Source organism: Paraburkholderia humisilvae (genome assembly GCF_902859855.1).
Taxonomy (GTDB): Bacteria; Pseudomonadota; Gammaproteobacteria; order Burkholderiales; family Burkholderiaceae; genus Paraburkholderia; species Paraburkholderia humisilvae.
In genome coordinates this window covers 1-25,588 of record NZ_CADIKH010000055.1, presented here as the reverse complement: position 1 = coordinate 25,588, position 25,588 = coordinate 1, and the positions used below count along the sequence as shown (strand labels likewise).

22 protein-coding genes and 1 pseudogene are annotated in these 25,588 nt (G+C 63.9%); 17 read left to right on the top strand and 6 right to left on the bottom strand.

All coding sequences use genetic code 11. The features are described 5' to 3' along the window. Positions 1-74 precede the first annotated feature (74 nt). From HV796_RS33235 to HV796_RS33210, 6 genes are read left to right on the top strand one after another with little or no spacing between them, the layout of a single operon-like run. A complete protein-coding gene (locus tag HV796_RS33235) occupies positions 75-1,016 on the top strand; it encodes a 2-hydroxyacid dehydrogenase (RefSeq protein WP_175232138.1) in 942 nt (313 codons plus the stop codon). A 51-nt stretch (positions 1,017-1,067) separates the two neighbouring features. Further along, the gene (locus HV796_RS33230) at positions 1,068-1,994 is read left to right on the top strand and encodes a hydroxymethylglutaryl-CoA lyase (protein WP_175232137.1); all 927 of its coding nucleotides are present in this window, start codon (positions 1,068-1,070) and stop codon (positions 1,992-1,994) included. 28 nt (positions 1,995-2,022) lie between these two features. Then, positions 2,023-2,556 (top strand): YbaK/EbsC family protein, encoded by a 534-nt coding sequence (locus HV796_RS33225; RefSeq protein ID WP_175232136.1) that lies wholly within the window; start codon positions 2,023-2,025, stop codon positions 2,554-2,556. Next, entirely contained in the window at positions 2,553-2,777 is a 225-nt protein-coding gene (locus tag HV796_RS33220; protein ID WP_175232135.1) for a DUF1289 domain-containing protein, read from the top strand. Before HV796_RS33225 ends, HV796_RS33220 begins: the two co-directional genes overlap by 4 nt. After that, positions 2,774-3,241 carry a MaoC family dehydratase gene (locus tag HV796_RS33215; RefSeq protein ID WP_175232134.1) on the top strand — a complete coding sequence of 156 codons (468 nt, stop codon included), beginning with the start codon at positions 2,774-2,776 and terminating at the stop codon, positions 3,239-3,241. The genes HV796_RS33220 and HV796_RS33215 overlap by 4 nt, the downstream gene beginning before the upstream one ends. Further along, positions 3,238-4,158 carry an MBL fold metallo-hydrolase gene (locus HV796_RS33210; RefSeq protein ID WP_175232133.1) on the top strand — a complete coding sequence of 307 codons (921 nt, stop codon included), beginning with the start codon at positions 3,238-3,240 and terminating at the stop codon, positions 4,156-4,158. Before HV796_RS33215 ends, HV796_RS33210 begins: the two co-directional genes overlap by 4 nt. A gap of 263 nt (positions 4,159-4,421) precedes the next feature. Here HV796_RS33210 and HV796_RS33205 read toward each other — a convergent pair whose 3' ends face one another. Next, a complete protein-coding gene (locus tag HV796_RS33205) occupies positions 4,422-5,324 on the bottom strand; it encodes a DMT family transporter (protein ID WP_175232132.1) in 903 nt (300 codons plus the stop codon). 124 nt (positions 5,325-5,448) lie between these two features. Here HV796_RS33205 and HV796_RS33200 point away from each other — a divergent pair, with 124 nt between their 5' ends. After that, positions 5,449-5,967 (top strand): Lrp/AsnC family transcriptional regulator, encoded by a 519-nt coding sequence (locus HV796_RS33200; RefSeq protein ID WP_175232131.1) that lies wholly within the window; start codon positions 5,449-5,451, stop codon positions 5,965-5,967. Here the strand turns inward: HV796_RS33200 and HV796_RS33195 are convergent. Further along, positions 5,954-6,841: an alpha/beta fold hydrolase gene (locus tag HV796_RS33195; RefSeq protein WP_175232152.1), complete on the bottom strand. Its 888-nt coding sequence runs from the start codon at positions 6,839-6,841 to the stop codon at positions 5,954-5,956. The two genes, HV796_RS33200 and HV796_RS33195, sit on opposite strands and share 14 nt — an antisense overlap. A 286-nt stretch (positions 6,842-7,127) precedes the next feature. Here HV796_RS33195 and HV796_RS33190 point away from each other — a divergent pair, with 286 nt between their 5' ends. Continuing rightward, complete coding sequence (locus tag HV796_RS33190) at positions 7,128-8,087, top strand: NAD(P)H-dependent flavin oxidoreductase (RefSeq protein WP_175232130.1); 960 nt, start codon at positions 7,128-7,130, stop codon at positions 8,085-8,087. A gap of 61 nt (positions 8,088-8,148) precedes the next feature. Here HV796_RS33190 and icmF read toward each other — a convergent pair whose 3' ends face one another. The 4 genes from icmF to HV796_RS33170 all read right to left on the bottom strand — a co-directional run bounded on the left by icmF (position 8,149) and on the right by HV796_RS33170 (position 14,857). Then, positions 8,149-11,634, bottom strand: coding sequence for a fused isobutyryl-CoA mutase/GTPase IcmF (gene icmF / locus HV796_RS33185; protein WP_175232129.1), 3,486 nt, complete (start codon positions 11,632-11,634; stop codon positions 8,149-8,151). Positions 11,635-11,759: 125 nt separating this feature from the next. Then, positions 11,760-12,698, bottom strand: coding sequence for a LysR family transcriptional regulator (locus HV796_RS33180; RefSeq protein ID WP_175232128.1), 939 nt, complete (start codon positions 12,696-12,698; stop codon positions 11,760-11,762). 127 nt (positions 12,699-12,825) lie between these two features. Then, positions 12,826-13,941, bottom strand: a complete 1,116-nt coding sequence (locus HV796_RS33175) for a porin (RefSeq protein WP_175232127.1) — start codon at positions 13,939-13,941, stop codon at positions 12,826-12,828. Between the two features lie 475 nt (positions 13,942-14,416). After that, the gene (locus HV796_RS33170; protein ID WP_377693218.1) at positions 14,417-14,857 is read right to left on the bottom strand and encodes a hypothetical protein; all 441 of its coding nucleotides are present in this window, start codon (positions 14,855-14,857) and stop codon (positions 14,417-14,419) included. Positions 14,858-15,431: 574 nt separating this feature from the next. On the opposite strand from HV796_RS33170, the gene HV796_RS33165 reads away from it, so the two are divergent. The 9 genes and pseudogenes from HV796_RS33165 to HV796_RS33125 form a co-directional block, all read left to right on the top strand. Beyond that, the gene (locus HV796_RS33165) at positions 15,432-16,466 is read left to right on the top strand and encodes a bile acid:sodium symporter family protein (protein WP_175232125.1); all 1,035 of its coding nucleotides are present in this window, start codon (positions 15,432-15,434) and stop codon (positions 16,464-16,466) included. Between the two features lie 289 nt (positions 16,467-16,755). After that, a complete protein-coding gene (locus tag HV796_RS33160) occupies positions 16,756-18,603 on the top strand; it encodes an EAL domain-containing protein (protein ID WP_175232124.1) in 1,848 nt (615 codons plus the stop codon). 440 nt (positions 18,604-19,043) lie between these two features. Beyond that, positions 19,044-20,030, top strand: a complete 987-nt coding sequence (locus tag HV796_RS33155) for a LacI family DNA-binding transcriptional regulator (protein ID WP_175232123.1) — start codon at positions 19,044-19,046, stop codon at positions 20,028-20,030. Then, on the top strand, positions 20,027-21,346 hold the full coding sequence (locus HV796_RS33150) for an AGE family epimerase/isomerase (protein ID WP_175232122.1): 1,320 nt from the start codon (positions 20,027-20,029) through the stop codon (positions 21,344-21,346). Before HV796_RS33155 ends, HV796_RS33150 begins: the two co-directional genes overlap by 4 nt. A gap of 5 nt (positions 21,347-21,351) precedes the next feature. After that, a complete protein-coding gene (locus HV796_RS33145) occupies positions 21,352-22,263 on the top strand; it encodes a carbohydrate kinase family protein (RefSeq protein ID WP_175232121.1) in 912 nt (303 codons plus the stop codon). Between the two features lie 72 nt (positions 22,264-22,335). Further along, a complete protein-coding gene (locus HV796_RS33140) occupies positions 22,336-22,557 on the top strand; it encodes a hypothetical protein (protein ID WP_175232120.1) in 222 nt (73 codons plus the stop codon). Between the two features lie 139 nt (positions 22,558-22,696). Continuing rightward, entirely contained in the window at positions 22,697-22,942 is a 246-nt protein-coding gene (locus tag HV796_RS33135; protein WP_175232119.1) for a hypothetical protein, read from the top strand. 345 nt (positions 22,943-23,287) lie between these two features. Further along, the gene (locus tag HV796_RS33130) at positions 23,288-24,088 is read left to right on the top strand and encodes an ion channel (protein ID WP_377693227.1); all 801 of its coding nucleotides are present in this window, start codon (positions 23,288-23,290) and stop codon (positions 24,086-24,088) included. 189 nt (positions 24,089-24,277) lie between these two features. Next, positions 24,278-25,588 (top strand): annotated as a pseudogene (locus HV796_RS33125) (indolepyruvate ferredoxin oxidoreductase family protein); the annotation flags it as partial.

Below are 25,588 nucleotides of genomic sequence, written 5' to 3'. Positions count from 1 at the left end.
ACGAACTCTGCGGTCAAGCTGACCACGGACACGCGCCATCACGACGGCTGGTCGACCCACCACGAGTTGCTCGCATGAAGATTCTGTTCTACACGCCGCAATCGGATGCCGCCGTCTGGCTCGCCGATCTGCAACGTGTGTTGCCTGAAGCCGACCTGCGCGCATGGCAACCCGGCGACCACGCACCGGCCGATTTCGCGATTGTCTGGCGCCCGCCGTGTGACATGCTGGCGGGCCGCAACAGCCTGCGGGCGGTGTTCAACCTGGGCGCGGGAGTTGATGCGATTCTCGCACTCGAACGTGAGCGACCGGGCGCCTTGCCATCCGATGTGCCGCTGGTGCGGCTGGAAGACAGCGGCATGGCCGGGCAGATGGCCGAGTATGTCGTCCATGCGGTGTTGCGCTACCTGCGCCGCTTTGACGAATACGCACAGTTGCAAGCGGAACACCGCTGGCACGTGCTCGACCCGCACCCGCGCGAATCGTTTACCGTCGGCGTGCTGGGACTCGGTGTGCTCGGCGCGCATGTCGCGCAGGCTATCGCGTCGTTCGGATTGCCGGTGCGCGGCTATAGCCGCAGCGCCCGGCGCATCGACGGCATCGCGACTTACGCCGGCCCGTCGCAGTTCGACACGTTCCTCGACGGCGTCAAGGTGCTCGTCAATCTGCTGCCGCATACGCCGGAAACGCGCGACGTGCTGAATGCCGGGACATTCGCGAAGCTCGCGAATGGGGCATACCTGATCAACGTTGCGCGCGGCGCGCACCTGGTCGAGCGTGATCTGCTCGATGCGCTTCGCAGTGGCCGGATTGCGGCAGCCACGCTCGACGTGTTCCGCGAAGAACCGTTGCCCGTCGATCATCCGTTCTGGCGCGAGCCGCGCATCACGATCACGCCACACAGTTCGGCGCTCACGCTGCGCGCCGAAAGTGTCGCGCAGATCGCGCAGAAGATCGCCGCGTTGATGCGCGACGAACCGATCACCGGCATCGTCGACATCGCGCGCGGCTACTGACCGCGCCACTGAACCACCCGACACACCGCGCAATGCGGCAGGAGAAACGACATGGCAATCCCGCAATCGGTCAAGATCGTCGAGGTCGGTCCGCGCGATGGACTGCAGAATGAGAAGGCGCAAGTGCCGACCGCCGTCAAGATTGAACTCGTCAATCGGCTGTCGGCAGCCGGGTTTCCGAACGTGGAAACCACGTCGTTCGTATCGCCGAAATGGGTGCCGCAAATGGCGGACGCCGCAGAGGTGATGGCCGGCGTCGAGCGTCGCGCAGGCACCCTCTACTCGGTGCTCACGCCGAACATGCGCGGCTTCGAAGGTGCGCTCGCCGCGGCCGCCGACGAAATCGTGATCTTCGGGGCGGCCAGCGAAGCGTTCTCGCAGAAGAACATCAACTGCAGCATCGCCGAGAGCATCGAGCGTTTTGCGCCAGTCGCGCATGCGGCAAAAGAGCAGGGACTGCGGCTGCGCGGCAGCGTCTCGTGTTCGCTCGGCTGCCCGTACCAGGGTGAAGTGCCGGTCGCGTCGGTCGTCGACGTCGTTGAGCGGTTCGCCGCGCTCGGCTGCGACGAAATCGACATTGCCGACACGATCGGCGTCGGCACGCCCAGGCGCACCAAAGAGGTGTTCGCGGCGGTCACGCAGGTCTTTCCGCACGAGCGTCTGTCCGGCCACTTCCACGACACCTATGGTCAGGCGCTCGCGAATATCTACGCCGCGCTGCAGGAAGGCATCGCGATCTTTCACGCGTCGGTCGCCGGGCTGGGCGGCTGCCCTTACGCAAAAGGCGCAACCGGCAATGTCGCGACCGAAGACGTGCTCTATCTGATGAACGGCCTTGGCATCGAGACCGGCGTCGATCTCGCGCAGGTCGTCGAGATCGGTGACTTCATCTCGACGTCGATCGGACGACCGAACGTATCGCGCGCGGGCAAGGCACTGCTCGCGAAGGCGCGCAGTGATCAGCCACGCTGTGCATGAATCCACTCCAGAACCGATAGTCAGAACAATGACAGACAACGCTTCGTTCCAGAACTCCACCGCCGCTAGCGATCTCGACGCGCTGCCGGACGCCGCGCGCCGCGTTGCGCTGCTGTTGCGCGAGCGCGGCCACGCCGGCCAGATCGTGATGCTGCCCGAGACCGGCAAGACTTCAGCCGAAGCGGCCGCGGGCCTCGGCTGCTCGATCGCGCAGATCGCGAAGTCGATCCTGTTTCGCCGCCGCGACGACGATGCGCCGGTGCTTGTCATTGCAAGCGGGGTCAATCGCGTCGATGAACACAAAGTGGCCGCGCACGTTGGCGCGGTCGGACGCGCGGACGCGAAGTTCGTCCGCGAAAAGACCGGCTACGCGATCGGCGGGGTGTGCCCGATCGGGCACATCACGCCACCGGTTACGCTGATCGACTCGGATCTGCTCGCGCTCGAAAGCCTTTGGGCCGCCGCAGGGCACCCGCATGCGGTGTTCAACCTGTCGCCGCGGCAACTGGTTGAGCTCACTGGCGCGCCGGTCGCGGACATCGCGCTGCGCGAGCCTGTATGACAGCCGACGCGTCCCGTGCGGAAGATCCGGCCCCAGTGCCTTCGCCGTGCATCAACATCTGCCGGATGAACGACGCGACCGGCTGGTGCGACGGGTGTCTGCGCACGATTGACGAGATTGCGAACTGGTCGTTACTCGACGAAGCGACCAGGCGCTCGGTCTGGGATGCGCTCGAAACGCGGCATATGCAACTGATGGCGCAACGCGGGGCAGCGCGATGAACGCGCCACCGCGCGTCGTGACCGTCGGCGAAACGTTCAGCTCGACGCTCGCGCTCAGCGCTGACTCGGTGAAATCGTTCGCGACCCTGGTCAACGACCTGAACCCGTTGCATCACGACGATCGGTACGCGGCGCAAAGCCGCTTCGGCGGGCTAATCGCCTCGGGTACGCAACCGAGCGCGTACCTGATGGCGCTCGTCGCGACGCACTTTGCGCAATACGCGCAACCGCTCGGCCTCGAATTCGACATCAAGCTGAAGCAGGCGGCGCACAGCGACGACACGCTGACTTTCACCTGGCAAGTGCGCAGTGCGTACTGGAAGCCGAGCCTGAACGGCGATCTTGTTCAACTCGACGGCAACGCAGTGAACCAGCGCGACGAAACGGTCGTGCTTGCCAACGCGACGGTGCTGGTGATGCCGAAACCGGCTTCGCAACACGCGGGTGAAGGTCGCGCGCGATGATAAGCCTGCCCCCATCGATACGCGTGTTCGAACGCGGCTGGCTGTCGTCGAACAACGTGTTGCTGGTCGATGACCGTCGCACGGCACTGATCGATACCGGTTACGCAACGCATGCGCCGCAAACCGTCGCGCTGGTACGGCACGCGCTCGGCGCGCGGACGCTCGATTGCATCGTCAACACCCATCTGCATTCCGATCATTGCGGCGGCAACGCGCTCCTGCAGCACACATGGCCGTGCGAAACACTGATTCCGGCCGCGGAGGCGGACACCGTGCGGCGCTGGGATGAAACCCGCCTGACGTTCCGCGCAACCGGCCAGTTCTGCGAGCGCTTTTCAGCCACCGGCTCGCTCACACCCGGCACGCACATTGAACTGGGCGCACTCGATTGGCACGTGCTCGCTGCACCGGGCCACGACCCGCATTCACTGATGCTCTACTGCGCGGACGAGCGCGTGCTGATCAGCGCGGACGCGCTGTGGGAGAACGGTTTTGGTGTGATTTTTCCGGAGCTGGATGGCGAGAGCGGATTTGCCGAACAGCACGCGGTACTCGAATCGATCGCAAGCCTCGACGTTGCCATGGTGATTCCCGGTCATGGTGCACCGTTTGCTAACGTGCAGCCGGCACTCGAACGCGCCTTTTCCCGTGTCGCGTGGTTGCGCGCGGACCCCGCGCGCAACGCAAGAAACGCGCTCAAGGTGCTGCTCGTGTTCAGGCTGCTCGATGTGCGCAGCACGCACTTCGACGCGCTCACCGACATGCTCGAAAACGCGAGCGCGATGCGTGCCGCCGCTACACGATTGGCGCCGCGTCGCGCATGGCCGGCGCTGGTGCGGCAAATCATCGAAGATCTCGCCCGCAGAGATGGGCCGCTGCGTATCGACGGCGAGCAGGTGAGCACGCGCATAACATGAATTTAGGCAGCACAAAAAAGAAAAGCCGCTCGGCAAGTCTGGCGAGCGGCACAATACTTTGTGTGACTTCTGTGTGACGTGATCAGCGTCGCTATAAATCATACTTCCATAACGCATATCCCCGCATCGGGGGTTTCCCTACGGACATCGGCGTGCGGCAGCAAAGAGCCCAATCAAGGACGTCAACCCCGGCTTTACAGCCGCCTGAAGCGAACGGACCGCGAACGGATCGAACGCCATGTTCTGTAATCCATATTATCTGATCAGGTCGACGAAAAGCGACGTGCCGGCACAATGCGCCACCCGAGATTGACACCCGCGGCAGCCAGCAGGATCAGTATGGCGCCTAACACCTGAATCCATGCGAGCTTTTGCCCGAACGCCACCCGATCAACGACGATCGCCACCACCGGGTAAATAAACGACAGCGCGCCGGTCATTGCGGTCGGCAGCTTCTGGATCGCGCCGTACAGCAGCACATACATCACGCCGGTATTGACGACGCCGAGCGTCGCAAGCTGCAACCAGTGCACGCCGCTGGTTGGCAATGCATCGAAGCGGACAAACGGCGCGAGCATCACGACACCCGTTGCTGTGGTGATCAACGCAATCAGATGCGGCGGCGTCGACTTCAGATACTTCGTGATAATCGACGACACGGCCCACAGAAACGCCGCGCCCGCCGCGAGCGCCACACCTTGCAGGTATTGCCCCGGCACGGCAAGCACCGCCGGTTCAACTTTCACGACGAGCACCAGCCCGGCGAATGCGACGACCAGCCATGCGATCGCCGACGCCGTCACGCGCTCGCGAAGCACGAACGCACCCAGCGCGACCAGCATGAAGGGTTGCGTGCTATAGACCGTGGTCGCCATCGAGATCGACGCGCGTGAATACGCGGCAAACAGTAGCACCCAGTTGATCACGATCGCGATGCCGCCGAGCGTGGCGAGCGCAAGCATGCGCCAGGTGAACAGCTTGTGCTGGAACAGACCGCGCGCTGCGCAGACGAGCGCGAGCGTCGCGCCGCCGAACAGACAACGAAAGAACACGACGTTCTGTGACGATTGCTGCGACGACACGACCAGCCACCCGATCGTGCCGGACATCAGCATCGCGATGGTCATTTCGAGCGCGCCGCGCCGGATGTCGCTATTCGCCGCCATGGGATCCTCCCGAACCATTGCTAACCCTTTCTCATCAATGAAGGCAGTGTAATGAATGTGACGCCCTGAATACAGGGCTAAACTTAAGTAAACACGCGTGTCGACCTGTCAAACGAAGGCTCAAATGACAAAACGCCTCAGTTCCTCCGCATCGGTCGCAACTTCGCCGCCGGTTGCGCCGCTCGACGATACCGACCGTGCATTGCTGTCCGCGCTCGCCGGGGACGCCCGTCAACCGGTCAGCGAACTCGCGCGGAGTGTCGGCCTGTCGGCCCCCGCCACCGCCGACCGCGTGCGCCGCCTCGAAGCATCGGGCGTGATCGAACGGTTCACCGTGCACATCAATCCGCGTGCGCTCGGCTATACGTTGCAGGCGATTGTCCGGGTCAAGCCGCTGCCCGGCCAACTGCATCTGGTTGAAGAGGTGATCCGGCGTATTCCAGAGTTTGTCGAATGCGACAAGGTGACCGGCGACGACTGCTTCATCTGCCGGTTGTATTTGCGCTCGATCGAGCAGCTAGACGAGATTTTGTCAAAAGTGACGGAGCGCGCGGAAACCAGCACCGCGATCGTCAAATCGACGCCGGTGCCGCGCCGCCTGCCGCCGCTGGGTGCGCGCGCCGCGCCCGCTACGAATCGATAGCCTCGAAAAACGACAGCATCTCGGCGAGCAGTTCGTCGGGCGCTTCCTCGGGCATGTAGTGGCCGCACGGCAGCGCACGGCCGCTCACGTCCCGCGCGACTTTGCGCCACTCGGCGAGCGGCTCGAAGCATTGCTCGATCACACCTTGCACACCCCAAAGCACCCGCAACGGACAACCGATCCGGTGGCCGCGTTCGATATCGGCGCGGTCGTGTTCGAGATCGATCGTCGCGGCCGCGCGGTAGTCCTCGCACATCGCGTGTACCGCACCGGGTTGCCGCAGCGCGTGGCGATACGCATCCAGTGCGTCCGGTGCGAACGGTGCGAGCCCCGCGTGCGTCGCCATGACGCGATCGACGTAGGCCGCCGGGTTGGCTTCGATCAGCGTCTCCGGGAACGGCGCCGGCTGAATCAGGAAGAACCAATGGAAGTACAGCGTCGCGAATGCGCGATCGGTGCGCTCGTACATCGCAAGGGTCGGCGCGATGTCGAGCAGCATCAGACGCTCGACTGCGTCCGGATAATCAAGCGCCATCCGGTGCGCGACGCGCGCGCCACGGTCGTGCGCGCACACGAGGAAGCGTTCGAAACCGAAGTGACGCATCATCGCGACCTGATCGGCCGCCATCGCGCGCTTCGAATACGGCTCGTGCGACGCGTCGGTCGGCGGTTTCGCCGACGCGCCGTAGCCGCGCAGGTCCGTTGCGATCACGGTGAAATGCTCAGCGAGACGAGCGGCGCACCGATGCCAGATCAGATGGTTTTGCGGATGACCGTGCAACAGCAGCAGAGGCGGTCCCGATCCGCCCTTGACGCCATGGATATCGACGCCATCCGCCGCGACGCGAAACGGTGTGAAGTTCTCGAAGAACATCGGTGCGGCCTCGTTGTCGTTGTGAGTCTGCGCATTGTAGAAGCCCAACGTGACTGCATGAGGTGGGTTAGCCCACGCAAACATAGAAACCGAACTCTCCTTCCAACCGTCGAGCACACACGTAAGGCCCGCGACTCGCCTATAATCGAACGGTCGTTCTTAAGCTGTTCTTAGGCGACAGGTGGCTCCCCGCTACACTTATTCATCATGCCGACCTGGCGCGCGGCACAACCTGCCGATGCATGCAGGGACGCGCGCCCGATCCGTCGCTCAGGAGACTTCCGCCATGGCACTGCCAGCCGTTCTGCAAAACCTCACGCTGCCGGTCGTCGGGTCGCCGATGTTTATCGTCAGCTATCCGGAACTCGTGCTTGCGCAGTGCAAAGCCGGTATCGTCGGGGCTTTTCCGGCGCTCAACGCGCGCCCCGCGGAGCGGCTCGGCGAATGGCTCACACAGATTCAGAGCGCGCTTGCCGAGCACCAGGCGGCGCATCCGGACGCGGTGATCGGGCCCATCGCAGTCAACCAGATCGTCCATCAGTCGAACGAAAGGCTCGAACACGACGTCCGTGTGTGCATCGAGCACAAGGTGCCGATTTTCATCACGAGTCTGCGCGCGCCGGCGAGAGAGATTGTCGATGCCGTGCATAGCTACGGCGGCATCGTGCTGCACGATGTGATCAATCTGCGTCATGCGCAAAAGGCGCTCGATGCGGGCGTCGACGGGCTGATCCTGGTGGCCGCCGGCGCTGGCGGCCACGCGGGCACCACATCGCCGTTCGCGCTTGTCGGTGAAGTGCGGCGCGTGTTCGACGGGCCGCTCGTGTTATCGGGCGCGATTGCGAACGGCGGCTCGATTCTCGCCGCACAGGCGATGGGCGCGGACCTCGCGTATATGGGCACGCGCTTTATCGCGACGCAGGAAGCGCACGCTGCCGACAGCTATAAGCAAGCGATCGTCAACGCGAGCGCCGCCGACATCATCTACACGAATCTCTTTACCGGTGTGCATGGCAACTACATCCGCGAGAGCATCATCGCGGCGGGGCTCGACCCGGATGCGCTACCCGAGTCGGACAAATCGAAGATGAACTTCGCCGGTGATAAATCGAAGGCGTGGCGCGACATCTGGGGCGCGGGGCAGGGCGTCGGTCTGATGGACGACGTGCCGAGCGTCGCCGAACTGGTCGCTCGGCTCAAGCAGGAATATGCGGACGCGAAGGCGCGCCTCGGCATCGCACGCTAGGGCGTGCCTCGAGACAAATTTACATTTTATATGTGCTGCGAACACGCCTAACCGCGAAAACCTACATATTGCGTCGATACTGCCCGCCCACTTCGAACAACGCATGCGTGATCTGCCCGAGCGAGCAGACACGCACCGCATCCATCAGCACCGCAAACACGTTTTGATCGTCGATCACCGCCCGCTGCAAGCGTTCGAGCGCTGCGGGCGCGGCATCGCGGTGGCACACCTGAAACGCGCGTAGCCGCGCGAGCTGGCTTTGCTTTTCATCTTCGGTCGAACGCGCGAGCGCGATCGGCGGCGGCGCGTCATGCGGTTGCGCGCCGAGGAATGTATTGACACCCACGATCGGATAGGACCCGTCGTGTTTGCGATGCTCGTACAGCATCGACTCGTCCTGAATGCGCGCTCGCTGATAACCGGTTTCCATCGCCCCCAGCACGCCGCCGCGCTCGGTCAGCCGGTCAAACTCCGCGAGCACCGCGGCTTCGACGAGATCGGTCAATTCGTCGATGATAAAGCTGCCCTGGTTCGGATTCTGGCTCTTCGCGAGCCCCCACTCGCGGTTGATGATCAGCTGGATCGCCACGGCGCGACGCACCGACTCTTCCGTCGGCGTGGTGATCGCTTCGTCGAATGCGTTCGTATGCAGCGAGTTGCAGTTGTCGTAGATCGCAATCAGCGCTTGCAGCGTCGTACGGATGTCGTTGAAGTCGATTTCCTGTGCATGCAGGCTGCGGCCCGACGTCTGCACGTGGTACTTCAGCTTCTGGCTGCGTTCGTTCGCGCCATAACGCTCGCGCAGCGCCACCGCCCAGATCCGCCGCGCGACGCGACCGAGCACGGTGTATTCCGGGTCCATTCCGTTCGAGAAGAAGAACGATAGATTCGGTGCAAAGTCATCGATCGACATGCCGCGCGCAAGATACGCCTCGACATAGGTAAAGCCGTTCGCGAGCGTGTACGCAAGCTGCGAGATCGGGTTAGCGCCCGCCTCCGCGATGTGATACCCGGAGATCGACACCGAATAGAAGTTGCGCACGCCGTGCTCGACGAAGTACGCCTGGATGTCGCCCATCACTTTCAAGCTGAATTCGGTCGAAAAGATGCAGGTGTTTTGCCCCTGGTCTTCTTTCAGGATATCCGCCTGCACGGTGCCACGCGCGTTTTCCAGCGCAAAGCGACGCGCGGCGGCGAGTTCGTCGACGCTCGGCGCGCGTCCTTCCTGTTGTGCACGCTCGCGTGCGCGCCCGATCTGCTGGTCGATGGCGACATTGAAGAACATCGCGAGTATCGCCGGCGCGGGTCCGTTGATCGTCATCGACACCGACGTGTCCGGCGCGCACAGGTCGAAGCCGTCGTAGAGCGCTTGCATATCGTCGAGCGTCGCGACCGACACGCCCGAGTTGCCCACCTTGCCGTAGATATCCGGGCGCTCGTGCGGCTCTTCGCCATAGAGCGTGACCGAATCGAACGCGGTCGACAGGCGTTTGGCCGGCATGCTCGCCGACAGCAGCTTGAAGCGGCGGTTGGTGCGAAACGGATCGCCTTCGCCGGCGAACATGCGCGTCGGGTCTTCGTTCTCGCGCTTGAACGGGAACACGCCCGCGGTGAACGGGAAATAGCCGGGCAGGTTCTCGAGCATCAGCCAGCGCAGAATCTCGCCCGGGTCGCTGAACTTCGGCAGGGAGACCTTGCGGACCATGGTGCCCGATAGCGTCTCGACAGTCAGCGCGGTGCGGATTTCACGACCGCGGATCTTCACGACGTGTTCGTCGCCTGAATACGTAGCGACCGTTCGCGGCCATGCGTCGAGCAACGCTTTTTCGCGTTCGCCGAGTTGCGCGGCGCGTGCGGCGATCAGCGCGTCGAGCCGCTGTGCCTGCCCTCTGTCCGACGCGGTAGCTGCTGCATTCGAATCGTTCGACGACGACGCGCGCTCGTGTTCGGCCAGCATACGGCGCGTTTCCGTCAGTTGCCATTGCTCGCGCGCGACGCGTGCCTGCGCCGCGGCGCGCACGCGATAGTCACGCACGGTCTGCGCGACGTCCGACAGGTAGCGCACACGCTCGGGCGGCACGATTGCGTGACGCCCGCTCGAATGACGCAAGCCGTCGAACAACGGCAGCCGCGCGTGACCCGCGCGCAATCCGCGCGCGTGCAACGCGCGGACAACGTGCTGATATAGCGCGGTCACGCCGTCATCGTTAAAGCGTGACGCGATCGTGCCGAACACCGGCATGCTGGCAGACGCCGTCGAAAATTCGCCGCGATTGCGCTGCACCTGCTTGGCGACGTCGCGCAGCGCATCGGCCGCGCCCTTGCGGTCGAACTTGTTGATCGCAACGAAGTCGGCAAAATCGAGCATGTCGATCTTCTCGAGCTGGCTCGCCGCGCCGAACTCCGGCGTCATCACGTACAGCGACTCGTCGACGTGCGGCACGATCGCGGCGTCGCCCTGGCCGATACCCGAGGTCTCGACGATCACCAGATCGAAGCCCGCCGCCTTGCATGCGGCGATCGCGTCGGGTAACGCGTCGGAAATTTCGCTCGACGCATCGCGCGTCGCCATCGAGCGCATAAACACGCGCGCGCCCGCGCCCCAGTCGCCGATCGCGTTCATCCGGATGCGGTCGCCGAGCAGCGCGCCGCCGGATTTGCGGCGCGACGGGTCGATCGCGAGCACGGCAATCGTCAGCGCGTCGTCGTAGTCGAGCCGAAAACGGCGAATCAGTTCGTCGGTCAGCGAAGATTTGCCCGCGCCGCCGGTGCCCGTGATGCCCAGCACCGGTGCGTGCGACGCTCGCGCATGAGCCGCGAGTGCGGCGCGCACAGCTTCGGGCTCGGCGCCGGTTTCGAGTCGGGTGATCAGTTGCGCGAGTTTGCGAAAAACCATTCCGTTGTGGTCAGCGGCGTGTTTCGCCGGCTCGCGTTCGTCACGCGCCTCCTGTCCGACACGCGCAACGCCAGCGTGAAGCGCGAGCGCGATATCGCTGGCCAGTTGCGCGGCGGCCCGACGGCCAACGTCTTCACCCTCGTTGCGCGCGGCTGGCGAACAGCGCGCGATCATATCGTCGATCATCCCTTGCAAGCCCAGACGCTGGCCGTCGTGCGGCGCATAGATCCGCTCGACGCCATCGCGCTCGAGTTCGGCGATCTCTTCGGGCACGATCACGCCACCTCCGCCGCCGAACACCTTGATGCGCTCGCCGCCGCGCGCACGCAGCAAATCGACGAGGTAGCGGAAATATTCGATGTGACCGCCCTGATAGCTCGAAACCGCGACGCCGTCGGCGTCTTCCTGCAACGCGGCGGTAGCGACTTCATCGACCGAACGGTTGTGGCCGAGATGAATGACCTCGACACCGCTCGACTGCAAGATGCGCCGCATGATGTTGATCGACGCGTCGTGGCCGTCGAATAGCGCGGCCGCCGTGACGAATCGCAGGCGGGCGGGCCGTACAGCCCGCTGCGGCGACACGCTTGCGGCTGCCTGTGCGGATAGCGCGGCGCCGCCCGCACGTTGCGGCGTGGAAAGATCAGTCATGTCTCCCCCGGGTCATATTGGCGCGACGGTGTGACCGCACGCGTTTGTGGCGGCGGACGCACCGTTACGTCTGGCGGGTGCTCATTGCAGTATATCGAAACGGTCCAGCGCGGACGCGCGTGAACTCAACGCGCTGCAAGCGTGCGCACCTGCTCGAGCGTGGGCCACAGCGACTCGTTCGCGAACCGCCCTGCAAGGAAATCGACAAACGAGCGCACCTTCGCGGACACATGCCGCCTGCTCGCGTAGATCACGTGAATCGGCAGTTCGCGCGGCGGCAGTTCGTCGACGAGCAGCGGCACCAGCCGCCCGGAGGCGAGATCGTCGCCGACCACCTCGGTGCCAAGCAGCGCGATCGCCGCGCCTTGCAGCACGACCACGCGTAGCGCCTCGAGGTGATTGACGATCATATTGCCGGTGAGTCGCGGCTGCGCGCCGCCCGCGTTCGACGCGGTAACCAGATCCTGCGCCGACATGCCCGAATATTCGATGAAGTTGTGCCGCGCGAGATCCGCGAGCGTCTTCGGCACGCCGTGCCGCTGCAGATAGTCGGGCGACGCGCACAGCACGATATGCGCGGTGGCCACCTGCCGCGCGATCAGCGACGACGACTTCAAGCCGGTCGGCGACGCGCGGATCGCGACGTCGAAGCCCTCGTCGATCATCTCGACGACGCGGTCCGACAACGTGATGTCGACCGTCACTTGCGGATGAAGGGTCGCATAGGCGGCGGTTGCACTCATGACATGACGCAAGCCGAACGCCGACAGCGTCGACACGCGCAACCGCCCTTGCGGCACCACGCTCGCCGCGCCGACCGCCTGCTCCGCCTCGTCGAGTTCGGCGAGCACCTGGCTGAGCCGCTCGTAATACTCGCGCCCGGCCTCGGTCGGCGCGACGCGACGGGTCGTGCGATTCAGAAGGCGCGCGCCGAGCTGCTGCTCGAGGTGCATCACGTGCTTGCTCGCCATTGCCGCCGACATGTCCATCCGTTCCGCGGCACCGACAAAGCTGCCGATTTCGACGACATGACGAAACACCTTCATGCTGACCAGCGTATCCATGGCAAATCGCTCGGGATGGGAATCAATCGATAGGTTCCCGTCGACTTTATCAAAGAGCGCTCAACAAAGTACGCGTATTCGCGCGGAGGCCGGCCCGAACCGGCACCCGGATAGCAGCGCAAGCCGCTCAGAACTTCGTGCGCAGACCGACGCCGAACGTATCGCCGGTCGATTGGCCGGAGAAGTGATCGTACAGATAGGCCGCGTAGACGTCGGTCCGTTTGGATAGCGGGTAGTCGTAGCCGATCGCCCACGTCTGTCGCGTCTGATCGAGGCCACCGCTGTCGCGCGACCACGCGTACGACGCCATCACGGTGCCGGGCCCGGCTGGCACGGTGACGCCGCCCTGCGCGGTGTTGACATGCCAGCTGCCCATCTGCTGGTCGTTCTTCGTGTACATGTACTGACCGTAGAACTTGACGAACTTCAGATCGTAGGTCGCACCGAACTGACCGACGCCCTGGCTTTTCATACCGGACACGAGCGTATCGAGGTCGGCCGGATCGTTGTTGAAGTTCACGTACTGATAGACACCAGTCGCCGCGAATGGGCCATTGAAGTACAGGAACTGCACGCTGTACTTTTTCGAACCGTTCTGTCCGGCCGTGTTGCCGAACGCGTACATCGCACTACCGGAGAGTCCGTTAAAGCCAGGCGACGAATACTGGATCGCATTGTTCCAGCCCGAGTCGCCGACCACGCCCTGGTCGGTCGTATAGGTCGGGAACGTGCCGAGGCCGAGGAACACGTGATACACCATTGGCGAAAACACATACGAATCGCTGAACGGGTTGAAGAGAATCGTCGAGATGAACAACTGAGTGGTCAGACGCCCGGCGGTCACGGTGCCGTACGGCGACTCGATGCCGACATACGAGTTGCGACCGAAAAAAGTGTCGCCATCGAAGCGGCCGGAACTGCCGTTCTGCGCGCGAAAAAAGTTTTCGAGCGTGAAGATCGCCTTGAAGCCGTTGCCGAGATCTTCGGAGCCCTTCATTCCCCAGTACGACGTCGACATCCCGCCGCCCGACACCTGCCATGCTCGTTCGCCGCCGGGAAACTTCTGGGCGCCAACCCATTCGTCTACCTGACCATAGAGCTGCACGCTCGACTGCGCATGGACCGAAGCCGCACCGGCCGCCAGCGTCACAACGGTGCTCGCCTTCAGCAGCGTGCGTGACGCACGGCTGACGACCGGACGGCTAACGCAGCGGCCAACTGAGCGGCTAATCGCTGTTCTCATGGGTTCTCCTGTCTTTGTCAATTGGGATAGGGCTGTGCGGTGGGGTGCTCGCCGATCCGTCGCGGTGGCCAGTGCGGTGGTCGAGCCAATCTGGGCTGGACCATCTTTGCCGGCCATTTTTCTGGACAAAAACAGGAGGACTTATTGCGGGTATAGCGTCCTGATTAGTTTGGTTGACTGATTAGTGTGCGACGCGCGCCCGCGTTGCGCCGCCGCGAGCGCGCGATCGTGCGGAAATGAGCGCGGCGATCAGCGGTGCTTCGGGAGAAGGTGCGTGGTCGAATCGGATCGACTGATGACACGAAAAGAGCGCAGTCGGTCTTGCGTGGAGAAAGACGGATGCGTGACGACCCTATGCGGCGCGCGCATCCATTCAGGCACTACTGTGGGAAATAAACCGTGGGCAATGAACCGGTGAACGCGCAACATTGAACGGCGGCACGGTTCTCATACCACCCGCCGCCGTCAGCAATGGTTAGTTCCGGTACGGAGATGGGCCTTGCGGCCGGCCGCCATCGGCAGGCGGACGCGCAATCTGGCGCGACACACGCTCTTCGTTGTAACGCGCGACGTCGTCACGGATCGAGCCCGTGTGCATGGTTTGCGTGTTGGACGGCGGATGCGGTGCGCCGCGCGTCTCGGTGCTGATCGGCGTAATCGCACCCGCATATTGCACACCGGCGTAGTGCGTAGCCGGGCGTGTTGCGACCCGATCAGGATAAGGACTGGCGAACGCGGTGCTGCGGGGCGTGGAAACTCGCGTCGCGTCATATACCTGGTACGACGCGTTGGCACTATACGGTGCCGTATGGTGCAGACCCGCTGTCGGATTCGCATGGGCGAACGAAACGGCGGCCGCGAAAATCGCGCCCGAAAGCCAGTACTTCGTCCGAGAATACCCAGCGCTCACGTTCATTCACCTGCGGAAAACCTGTTTGCGGCCGCGCGGATTCGCCATCCGGGAGCGGCAAAACCGGCGGGAACGCCGTGAACATCGTGCGCCGATCGCTCGGCGCAATACATGCTCAATCAGTCGTCCCAATAAGCCTTTTCAGCAGTAATTTATGGGGGGCACCTGGCACTGTCGAGGCAAAAAGTGTTATGCCCTGAGCAGGGTTGTAACACCATGTTACCGCGTCCTTTTCTAGAGAAGGACCTTGTTTCAAAAGCACGATGGACGGGCGAGACAGACATTTTCGCGACAGTGAAAGGGGAGCGGAAACGCGTCGGCGGAAACGCTCGGGGAAGGCGCGCGACCCAGTCGCAACCGGACGGGCGCGCCCCGCTCGCCAATGGGTCAAACAGAGCGTTTCCCAAACAGGAAACCGCGACACCCAGTTGCGTCACGGAACGACCCACGTAAGCCTTTAGCTTTCATGCGCTCGACGCATCAATCAATTCTTCAAATGAATTTGCATATTTAATTCTAAAGCATGGAGAATAAGCGTTTTCCCTAATACAGCGCGTTTTCCTCGCATCGAGATTTCGAGATGGCTCGCCCGAAACTGCTTCCGGACAACTTCACGCTGTGCCTTGTCGGCACGGTGCTTCTCGCCAGCCTGCTGCCCGTTCACGGGCAGGCCGCGGCCGCATTCAACTGGGTCACGGACATCGCGGTCGGCCTGCTGTTCTTTCTGCACGGCGCCAAGCTGTCGCGCGAGGCGATCGTGGCCGGCGCAACACACTGGCGCCTGCATGCAGTCGTGCTGCTAAGCACGTTCGCGCTGTTTCCGCTGCTCGGTCTCGCGCTCAAGCCGCTTCTTGCGCCGATCGTCACGCCATCGCTCTATGTCGGCATCCTCTTCCTTTGCACGCTGCCGTCGACGGTTCAGTCGTCGATCGCCTTCACGTCGATAGCCAAGGGCAATGTCCCAGCCGCCGTGTGCAGCGCGTCCGCCTCCAGCCTGCTCGGTATCTTCGTGACGCCCGCGCTGGTCAGCGTCATCGTCACGAGCCAGTCGGCGGGCGGCGTGTCGCCGTGGCATACGGTGTGGAGCATCGTGCTGCAACTGCTCGTGCCGTTCGTCGCCGGCCAGTTGCTGCGCCCGCTGATCGGCAACTGGATCGACCGCAACCGTGGCGTGCTCAAGTACGTCGACCAGGGCTCGATCCTGCTCGTGGTGTATGCGGCGTTCAGCGAAGCGGTCACCGAAGGCTTGTGGCACCACATTCCGCTTTCTGCGCTTGGCGGGCTGCTGGTCGCGTGTGCGGTGTTGCTCGCGCTCGCGCTGGCGCTCACGATGTTGATCAGCAAGCGTCTCGGCTTTAACCGCGCCGACCAGATCACGATTATCTTCTGCGGTTCGAAGAAGAGCCTCGCCGCCGGTGTGCCGATGGCGAAGGTGATCTTCGCGACGCACGCAGTGGGCGCCGCCGTGCTGCCGTTGATGCTGTTCCACCAGATCCAGCTGATGACCTGCGCGGCGCTCGCACAGCGCTGGGGGGCGCGCGAAGCGAACGCCCAGAAGCGCGCCGCTCAGCAGAACGCAGCGGCTACCGCGAGCGGCGGCCGGGTTGGCCCTTGAACCTGATACGACCTTCATACACTCTCTCCCTGAGTCTGTGTTCCGGAAAGCCGCGCGATGCGGCTTTCGTTTTGCGTGCCGTCGTTGCTTCGTGTGTTGTGTTGCGACCGTTATTTGACCGCGCGCACACGTTTGCCGTCAGCCTGGCCGGATGGCATAGGCAAAACGCACCGGTTCCGCGCACCGTTCCGTTTACGCGGTGTTTATGCGGAATTCATCAAAAGTTCATTCAAGTCTTCAGCGCCGCCGCCGATATGCCGAATATCCCCTGTCTGTCTGGCTGTCCGCCATGTCACTTCGTCCGCTCGCCCGGTCCAGCACATCCCGTGTCGCAGATCTGATCGCCAAGCGCAGTTTGTCCGCCGTCTTCCAGCCGATCGTCGACTTCGACGGCGGCGCGATCATCGGTTATGAGGGGCTGATTCGCGGGCCAGCGGGGTCCGATCTCGAAGCGCCATTTGCGCTCTTCGCTCAGGCGCTCGCCGAGGACGCGGTGATCCCGCTCGAGCACGCCGCCGCGCACGCCTGCATTGAAGCGTTCGCGCGACTCGACTACGACGGCAAGCTGTTCCTGAACTTCAGTGCCGGTGCGATCCGGCAACTGGCCGATGCGCGTGACGAAACCTTCGCGCTGCTGCGCCGCTCGGGCGTCGACGCGAGCCGCATCGTGATCGAGCTCACCGAGCAGAGCGCGATTCCCGACGTGAACCACGTGCTGCCCGCCATCGCGACGCTGCGCACCGTGGGTGCGCAATTCGCGCTCGATGACTACGGCACCGCGAACGCCAGCATGAATCTGTGGGTGCGGCTGCGGCCGGACGTGGTGAAGATCGACCGCTTTTTCATCCACGACATCGCTAGCGACCCGCTCAAATTCGAAGCGGTGAAGGCGATGCAGTCCTTCGCGAATGCGAGCGGGGCGACGCTCGTCGCGGAAGGAATCGAAAACGAAGCCGATCTGATTGTCGTGCGCGACATGGGCATCGGCTGCGGGCAGGGCTATTTCTTCGGCAAACCGCACGCACGGCCGCCGCGCAAGGTCGCCAACGATGCGCGGCAAGCGATCCGCGCCGGTCATATCGCGGTATTTCCGGAGGCAACGCGCACGCTGGCCGCGTCGCCGTCGGGCGGCATGGCGTCGGCCAAAATGATGGTGCACGCGCCCGCGTTGCCGCGCCACGCGACCAACAACGACGTGCTGGAGCTCTTCAACCGGTTGCCGCATCTACACGCGGTGGCGGTGGTCGAACGGGACCTGCCGGTCGCGCTGATCAACCGGCGCGCGTTCATGGACCGCTACGCGCTGCCGTATCACCGCGAACTTTTCGGCAAGCGGCCGTGCCTGCTGTTCGCGAATGAATCGCCGGTGATCATCGAGCAATCGATGACGGTCGAACAGATGGCGAAGCTGCTCGCGAGCGACGACCAGCGTTATCTGGCCGACGGTTTCGTGATCACCGACAACGGCAAATACGCGGGACTCGGCACGGGAGAGAACCTCGTGCGCGCGGTCACCGAGGTCCGGATCGAAGCCGCACGCTACGCGAACCCGCTGACCTTCCTGCCGGGGAACATCCCGATCAGTTCGCACATTGCGCGGCTGCTCAATAACGGCGCAGGTTTCTATGCCTGCTATGTGGACCTGAACCACTTCAAGCCTTTCAACGATCAGTACGGTTACTGGCAAGGCGATGAAGTGCTGAAGTTCGCCGCCGCGGTACTCGCGGACGTCTGCGACCCGACGCGCGATTTCCTCGGCCACGTCGGCGGCGACGATTTTCTGATCCTGTTTCAGAGCGACGATTGCATCGAGCGCGTGCAACGCGCGATTCACGCGTTCAACGAAGGGGCGCAGCGCTTCTACGCGCCTGACGACCGTCTCGCGGGCGGCATTCACGGCGAGGACCGGCGCGGCAATCCAACCTTTTTCGGCTTCGTCACGATGGCGATCGGCTGCGTGCACGTGCGCCCGAATAGCGACCGCGCACCGCGTACCAGCGAAGACATCGCGTCGATCGCGGCGCTCGCGAAACGCCGCGCGAAGCATGAGTCAACCGGGCTGGTCCTGATCGACGCACAGGAGAGCGAGACGTTGATGCAAGGACGCGCCGAAGCATCGCACGCCACGCTGGATTAAGCGACGCCCGGGGGGGCAACTGCGAGGCCACTGCGAGGCAACTGCGAGGCCACTGCGGGGTAACTGTGGGGTCACTGCCGGACAACCGTGGGACAACCGCGGAACCCGCTGCGACATCGCGCGCAAAACTCACCGCACCGTCTCTCCGACTTCTGATTGCACGTACGTGCTGGCCGCTTCCGAACGCCCACGTGCGGTCCGGCCATGCGTGCCCGGGCACCACACACGCTTCAAACCCGTTTCACCCAACCTCCGCAGCCCACGCATCTGTTTAGCATTTTTACTAAACACGCACTTACCGGCTCAAGCCTTCGTGTACGGGTATTTACGCGTGTTTCGACAGCACTTCGCGGGGTTTTGACGGTGAGTTTTACTATACAATCGCCCGAACTCAAACAAACCCTGCCGCGTCGCGCCTCGCGTCCGGCGTCATCCCTTCGATGGCAACCACGATTCGCGACGTCGCTCGCGAGGCCAGCGTGTCGATCGGCACCGTCTCGCGTGCATTGAAAAACCAGCCGGGCCTGTCCGACGCGACGCGTATACGCGTCGTCGAAGCGGCGCGCCGGCTTGGCTACAACGCCGCCCAGTTGCGCCCGCGCATTCGCCGGCTCACGTTCCTGCTGCATCGGCAGCACAACAACTTTGCTGCGAGCCCGTTTTTCTCTCATGTGCTGCACGGCGTTGAAGACGCGTGCCGCGAGCGCGGCATCGTGCCGTCGGTGCTGACCGCCGGACCGACCGAAGACGTGGTCCAGCAGATGCGGCTGCATGCACCGGACGCGATCGCGGTGGCCGGCTTCGTCGAGCCGGAGACACTTGCCACGCTCGCCGCGATGCACCGCCCACTCGTGCTGATCGACCTGTGGGCGCCCGGCCTGCGCTCGGTGAATCTGGACAATGCGACCGGCGCGGCACTGGCGATGCGCCATCTGTTCGAACAGAAGCGCACGCGCGTTGCGTTTATCGGCGGGTCGCTCGCACACTACAGCATTGCGCAGCGCGCGCTCGGCTATCGCAAGGCGTTCTTCGAAGCGGGACTGCTATTCGATCCGTCGCTCGAAGTGACAATCGATGCGGGACTCGACCCCGCGACCGGCGCCGCGCTCGCGATGCAGCGCCTGCTCGACGCACCCGGTCCGCGGCCCGATGCGGTCTTTGCGTATAACGACGCCGCCGCGCTCGCCGCCTTGCGCGCATGCATCGCACGAGGCCTGCGCATACCCGACGATATCGCGATCATCGGCTTCGACGATATTCCCGCCGCGGCGCACGCGACACCCTCGCTGTCGACCATCGCGGTCGACAAGGAAGCACTCGGCCGCAGCGGCGTCGAACTGCTGCTCGAAGACTCGCCAGCCGAACTCGAAGTACGTCTGCCCGTCCATCTTGTTGTTCGCGCCAGTACCTCGGTGACCCCGTTATGACCCAATCCGACACGCTTCTTTCCGACCCGACGACGTCCGCGGCCAACGCGCCGCCGGTCGCAAGCTACCGCGACCGCGACTTCCTGCTCACGCACATCGAGCACACGCTGCGCTTCTACGCGCCGAACGTGTTCGATCCGAGCGGCGGCTTTCACCATTTTCTGCGCGACGACGGCACGATCTACAACCGTACGACGCGCCATCTCGTCAGCAGTTGCCGCTACGTGTTCAACTACGCGATGGCGTACCGGCAGTTCGGCGACCCGCAGCACCTCGAGTACGCGCGGCACGGTGTCAAGTTTCTGCGCGACGCGCATTGGGACTCGCACAACGAAGGCTACGACTGGGAGCTCGAGTGGCGCAACGGCCACAAACGCACGCTCGACGGCACACGCCACTGCTACGGTCTCGCCTTCGTGCTGCTCGCGTACGCGCATGCGTCCATGGCCGGCATCGAAGAAGCGAAGCCGATGATCGCCGCGACCTTCGATCTGCTGGAGCACCGCTTCTGGGACCCGGCAGCAGGCCTCTATGCGGACGAAGCGACGCCCGACTGGCGCGTCAGTACATACCGCGGCCAGAACGCGAACATGCACACGACCGAAGCGCTGCTCGCCGCCTATGAAGCGACCGGCCATCTCGTCTATCTGGACCGCGCGGAACGCGTCGCGAGCAACGTCACGATTCGTCAGGCGAAGCTGTCGCAGGGCCTCGTCTGGGAGCACTATCACGCCGACTGGTCGGTCGACTGGCATTACAACGAGGAAGACAGCTCGAACATCTTCCGCCCGTGGGGCTTCCAGCCGGGCCATCAGACCGAATGGGCGAAGCTGCTGCTGATTCTCGAGCGGTATCGTCCGTTACCGTGGCTGCTGCCGCGCGCGATCGAACTGTTCGACGCGGCGATGACATTCGCATGGGACAACGATCACGGCGGTCTCTACTACGGCTTCGGCCCAGACCGCACGATCTGCGATCACGACAAGTATTTCTGGGTCCAGGCCGAAACCTTCGCGACGGCGGCCCTGCTCGGCAAGCGCACCGGCAACGAACGCTTCTGGGACTGGTACGACGAGTTGTGGCGCTACAGCTGGGCGCATTTCGTCGATCATCGCTACGGCGCGTGGTATCGCATTCTCACTTGCGACAACCGTAAGTACAGCGACGAGAAGAGTCCGGCCGGCAAGACCGACTATCACACGATGGGCGCCTGCTACGAAGTCCTGATGCACGCGCTGCCCGACCCCGAAGCCGTAATGGAAACCGCGGATGCGAGCGCGCACGCCGCGCTCCCTCTGCATCGAACCGCACGGTGAGCACCATGACCGCGAGCACTGAATTACCCGTCTTCGTATCGGCCGGCGACATACTGACCGACCTTGTGCGCACTGGCGACTCGCACTGGCTGTCGCGCCCCGGCGGCGCCGGCTGGAATGTCGCGCGCGCCGTCGCACGGCTCGGTCTGCCGACCGCCTGCGCCGGGTCCCTCGGCACCGACTGTTTCTCCGACGAACTGTGGGACGCCAGCGTCGCAGCCGGCCTCGACATGCGCTTCATGCAGCGTGTCGACCTTCCGCCGCTGCTGGCGATCGTTCATCAAACGCATCCGCCCGCCTACTTCTTTATGGGTGAAAACGGCGCGGATCTCGCGTTCGACCCGCAAAGGCTGCCCGACGGCTGGATGTCGCAGGTGAAGTGGGCGCACTTCGGCTGCATCAGCCTCGTGCGGCAACCGCTCGGCGCCACCCTCGCGCACCTCGCAGCGGAGCTGCGCGCGCGTGGCGTGAAGATCAGCTTCGACCCGAATTACCGGAATCTGATGGAGCACGGCTACGAGCCGACGCTGCGCAAAATGGCCGCGCTGGCGGACCTGATCAAGGTCTCCGACGAAGACTTGCGGTTGCTGTTCAAGACCAGCGAAGCGAATGCGCTCGACCAGTTGCGCGCGATGAATCCGGACGCGGTAGTACTGGTGACGCGCGGTGCGGACAAGGCGACCCTGATCGACGGCGGGCTGATCGTCGAAGCCGCGCCGCCGCGCGTCGAAGTGGCTGACACGGTCGGCGCCGGCGATGCGTCGATCGGCGGTCTACTGTTCAGCCTGATGAGCGCGCCACAACGCAAATGGAACGAGCATCTCGCGTTCGCGCTGGCCGCGGGCGCGGCCGCTTGCCGCCATGCGGGCGCGCACTCGCCGACGCTCGACGAAGTGGTCTCGCTGCTCAATGACTGACCTTCACGCGCGGGTCTGAAAGCGATCGAAGGGCGTGCTACGATGGAATCTCCTTCCTGAAGGAGATGCATCATGGAGGACGTCACCTACACGAAAGGGCTCTACACGGCCACCGCAAGCGTGCGGCCGGTAGACGGTGGACGCTATCAGGGCGTCGTCGCGCTCGAGCGCGACGAAGGCGACGAGACCGAAAACACGGTCTACGAAGTCGACAGCGTATCGGCCAGCTCCGAAGAAGCGCTTGAAGAAGCAAAAGCGCTTGCCCATCGGATTCTCGGCGAACTCGAACTCTAGCGGGCGAACGCGGCGTGCGTTCGCCGCGTGCCGCGTCCTGTCCCGCCTGAGCGGCTGCATCGACGATGTGTGCACTCGCATCGATCCCACATCGATCCATCTCCTCACGAATTGTCGTCCTCAACAGGCGGAGGCGAACATGACTGAACCGCTCTTCCTCTACGGCGTGTACTCGATTCACGTCCGGCCGCTCGCGCTGCAGGGCGCGCGCTGGGACGCGGAGTACGAGATCCGGCATCGCGACCACGCAGTGCAACGCTGGACAACGATTGGCGGCAACACCGGCTATGCAACCGAAGCGGAGGCGGTCGAATCCGCGCATCAGCACGCGGTCGCCGATATCGACCACGGCGCCGGCATTCCAAAGCCGCGCGCTTTTCCGTGAAGCGCGCACGTCCGTATGATCTGACCGAACGTTGAGCGCGCGGCGCCGGCTGGTTGCCGCGCACGGCTTGTGCCTGCCATTGTTGTCGCCGCGCCGTCGGGCTGCTGGGCCTTCCACGGAAATCCAGATGATGCCCATGCGTTGCGTGCTACGCTTTGCGCGTTTTCATACCCCGAGGATGCGATGGCGCGCGGCACGTCCGATCGGCCCGACGAACCGAACCCTTCCCGTCAACGCGGCGGCCGCGTGATGATCGACCGCACGCTGCGCGTGCGCGCCCATACGATCATTACGCACGGGTTGCCGTTGCGCGTCTGGCATGACCTCTATCACCGCGCGTTGACGATGAAGTGGCCTACCTTCTTCGCGTCGCTGGCGGCGGTGTTTCTCGTACTCAACACCGCGTTCGCATCGCTTTACATGCTCGGCCACGCGCCGATCGCGAATCAGAACCCACAAGGCTTCGTCGGCGCGTTTTTCTTTAGCGTCGAAACCCTCGCGACCGTCGGCTACGGCGACATGCATCCGCAGACCATCTACGCCCATCTGGTCGCGACGCTCGAAATCTTCGTCGGGATGTCGGGCATCGCGCTGGCCACCGGACTCGTGTTTGCACGCTTCTCGCGACCGCGCGCACTCATCATCTTCGCGCGCCTCGCGGTTGTGCATCCGATCGAGGGCCGCACGACCCTGATGGTACGCACAGCCAACGCGCGTCAGAACGTGATCGCCGAGGCGCGCGCACGGCTGCGGCTGATGCGCATCGAAACGACGCAGGAAGGCTACCGGATCCGCCGGATTCTCGATCTCCCACTCGTGCGCGATCAGCATCCGCTGTTTGTGTTCGGCTGGAACCTGATGCATGTGATCGATGAAAAGAGCCCGCTCTTCGGCGCAACCACCGAGTCGCTCGTGAAGCAGGACGCGGAACTGCTGCTGACGATCGAAGGCTCCGACGAAAACACCGCACAGACGATGCAGGCGCGGTATTCGTGGCTCGCCAGCGATATCCGGTGGCAGCACCGTTATGTCGACATCATTCGGGAAGAGGGCGGCATCAGTCACGTGGACTACTCGCAGTTCGACGATGTCCTGCCGTTCGAGCCCTTGGCGCCTGTCGACCCCGCCCGGCAGCAGCACGCGTAACCCGTTGGACCGGTCCGCACCGCACCCCGGCAGATTTATCTCAAAATAGGCGAAATTCGCCCGCGCCATCGCGCTGCCACGTCGTCTTCGCGCAAAGTTAGTAAAAATTTTCCCGGATCGGCGCGAAAAAATAGAGTCTCTTTCGAAGCCGGAAGTCGCGCCGACGCGCGCATCACGAGGAGACGCCCTATGACCGCCCGCCTGCCTGCCGATCTCAGCCACGGCACGCCCGCGCTCGCCGACTATCGGCTTTCCGACAACCTCACCGCGACGCGCGGCCGCATCTTCCTGACCGGCACCCAGGCGCTGGTGCGTCTCGTGCTGATGCAGCGTGCGCTCGACCACGCGCGCGGGTTGCATACCGCCGGCTTCGTCAGCGGCTATCGCGGCTCGCCGCTCGGCATGGTCGATCAGCAATTGTGGAAAGCCGGCAAGCTGCTCGCCGCCAGCGAGATCCGCTTTCTGCCCGCGATCAATGAAGAACTGGGCGGCACCGCCGTGCTCGGCACGCAGCGCGTCGAGGCGGACCCGCAGCGGACTGTCGAAGGCGTATTCGCGATGTGGTACGGCAAAGGCCCAGGCGTCGACCGCGCCGGCGACGCGTTAAAGCACGGCAACGCCTACGGCTCGTCGCCGCACGGCGGCGTGCTGGTGGTCGCGGGTGACGATCACGGTTGCGTGTCGTCGTCGATGCCGCATCAGAGCGACTTCGCGATGATCGCGTGGCACATGCCGATCGTGAACCCGTCGAACGTCGCCGATATGCTCGAATTCGGACTCTACGGCTGGGCACTGTCGCGCTTTTCGGGCGCATGGGTCGGCTTCAAGGCGATCTCGGAGACGGTCGAGTCCGGCTCGAGCGTCGACCTCGATGCGCTGCGCACCGACTGGTCCACGTGCGCCGACTTCACGACGCCGGATGACGGCTTGCACAATCGCTGGCCCGATCTGCCGAGCCTCGCGATCGAAGCGCGTCTCGCCGCCAAGCTCGACGCGGTGCGACACTTCGCGCGCGTCAACAGCATCGACAAGTGGATTGCGCCGAGCCCGCATGCGAACGTCGGCATCATCACATGCGGCAAGGCGCACCTCGATCTGATGGAAGCGCTGCGCCGCCTTGATCTGACGGCCGCCGACCTGGACGCGGCTGGCGTGCGGATCTATAAGGTCGGCTTGTCGTTCCCGCTCGAAATGACCCGCATCGACGCGTTCGTTGGCGGTCTGACCGAAGTGCTGGTGATCGAAGAGAAAGGCCCGGTCGTCGAACAGCAGATCAAGGAATACCTGTACAACCGGCCAAGCGGCGCCCGCCCACTCGTGATCGGCAAACAGGCGACGGACGGCACGCCGCTGCTATCCGCGCTCGGTGAATTGCGGCCATCGCGCATTCTGCCGGTATTCGCGAGCTGGCTCGCACGCCACAAGCCCGCGCTTGACCGGCGCGAGCGCGTCGTCGACCTGGTCGCGCCGCAGATCCTGTCGAACGAAGCCGATGCGGTG

Excerpts from the sequence above, each read along its gene's own strand:
- HV796_RS33205 (WP_175232132.1), bottom strand. The coding sequence starts at position 5,324 with ATGGCGGCGAATAGCGACATCCGGCGCGGCGCGCTCGAAATGACCATC.
- icmF (WP_175232129.1), bottom strand. The coding sequence starts at position 11,634 with ATGACTGATCTTTCCACGCCGCAACGTGCGGGCGGCGCCGCGCTATCC.
- HV796_RS33130 (WP_377693227.1), top strand. The coding sequence starts at position 23,288 with ATGAAGTGGCCTACCTTCTTCGCGTCGCTGGCGGCGGTGTTTCTCGTA.
- HV796_RS33135 (WP_175232119.1), top strand. The coding sequence starts at position 22,697 with ATGACTGAACCGCTCTTCCTCTACGGCGTGTACTCGATTCACGTCCGG.
- HV796_RS33180 (WP_175232128.1), bottom strand. The coding sequence starts at position 12,698 with ATGGATACGCTGGTCAGCATGAAGGTGTTTCGTCATGTCGTCGAAATC.
- HV796_RS33150 (WP_175232122.1), top strand. The coding sequence starts at position 20,027 with ATGACCCAATCCGACACGCTTCTTTCCGACCCGACGACGTCCGCGGCC.
- HV796_RS33235 (WP_175232138.1), top strand. The coding sequence starts at position 75 with ATGAAGATTCTGTTCTACACGCCGCAATCGGATGCCGCCGTCTGGCTC.
- HV796_RS33200 (WP_175232131.1), top strand. The coding sequence starts at position 5,449 with ATGACAAAACGCCTCAGTTCCTCCGCATCGGTCGCAACTTCGCCGCCG.
- HV796_RS33220 (WP_175232135.1), top strand. The coding sequence starts at position 2,553 with ATGACAGCCGACGCGTCCCGTGCGGAAGATCCGGCCCCAGTGCCTTCG.
- HV796_RS33165 (WP_175232125.1), top strand. The coding sequence starts at position 15,432 with ATGGCTCGCCCGAAACTGCTTCCGGACAACTTCACGCTGTGCCTTGTC.
- HV796_RS33145 (WP_175232121.1), top strand. The coding sequence starts at position 21,352 with ATGACCGCGAGCACTGAATTACCCGTCTTCGTATCGGCCGGCGACATA.
- HV796_RS33210 (WP_175232133.1), top strand. The coding sequence starts at position 3,238 with ATGATAAGCCTGCCCCCATCGATACGCGTGTTCGAACGCGGCTGGCTG.
- HV796_RS33195 (WP_175232152.1), bottom strand. The coding sequence starts at position 6,841 with ATGTTCTTCGAGAACTTCACACCGTTTCGCGTCGCGGCGGATGGCGTC.
- HV796_RS33160 (WP_175232124.1), top strand. The coding sequence starts at position 16,756 with ATGTCACTTCGTCCGCTCGCCCGGTCCAGCACATCCCGTGTCGCAGAT.
- HV796_RS33190 (WP_175232130.1), top strand. The coding sequence starts at position 7,128 with ATGGCACTGCCAGCCGTTCTGCAAAACCTCACGCTGCCGGTCGTCGGG.
- HV796_RS33225 (WP_175232136.1), top strand. The coding sequence starts at position 2,023 with ATGACAGACAACGCTTCGTTCCAGAACTCCACCGCCGCTAGCGATCTC.
- HV796_RS33170 (WP_377693218.1), bottom strand. The coding sequence starts at position 14,857 with ATGAACGTGAGCGCTGGGTATTCTCGGACGAAGTACTGGCTTTCGGGC.
- HV796_RS33155 (WP_175232123.1), top strand. The coding sequence starts at position 19,044 with ATGGCAACCACGATTCGCGACGTCGCTCGCGAGGCCAGCGTGTCGATC.
- HV796_RS33140 (WP_175232120.1), top strand. The coding sequence starts at position 22,336 with ATGGAGGACGTCACCTACACGAAAGGGCTCTACACGGCCACCGCAAGC.
- HV796_RS33215 (WP_175232134.1), top strand. The coding sequence starts at position 2,774 with ATGAACGCGCCACCGCGCGTCGTGACCGTCGGCGAAACGTTCAGCTCG.
- HV796_RS33230 (WP_175232137.1), top strand. The coding sequence starts at position 1,068 with ATGGCAATCCCGCAATCGGTCAAGATCGTCGAGGTCGGTCCGCGCGAT.
- HV796_RS33175 (WP_175232127.1), bottom strand. The coding sequence starts at position 13,941 with ATGAGAACAGCGATTAGCCGCTCAGTTGGCCGCTGCGTTAGCCGTCCG.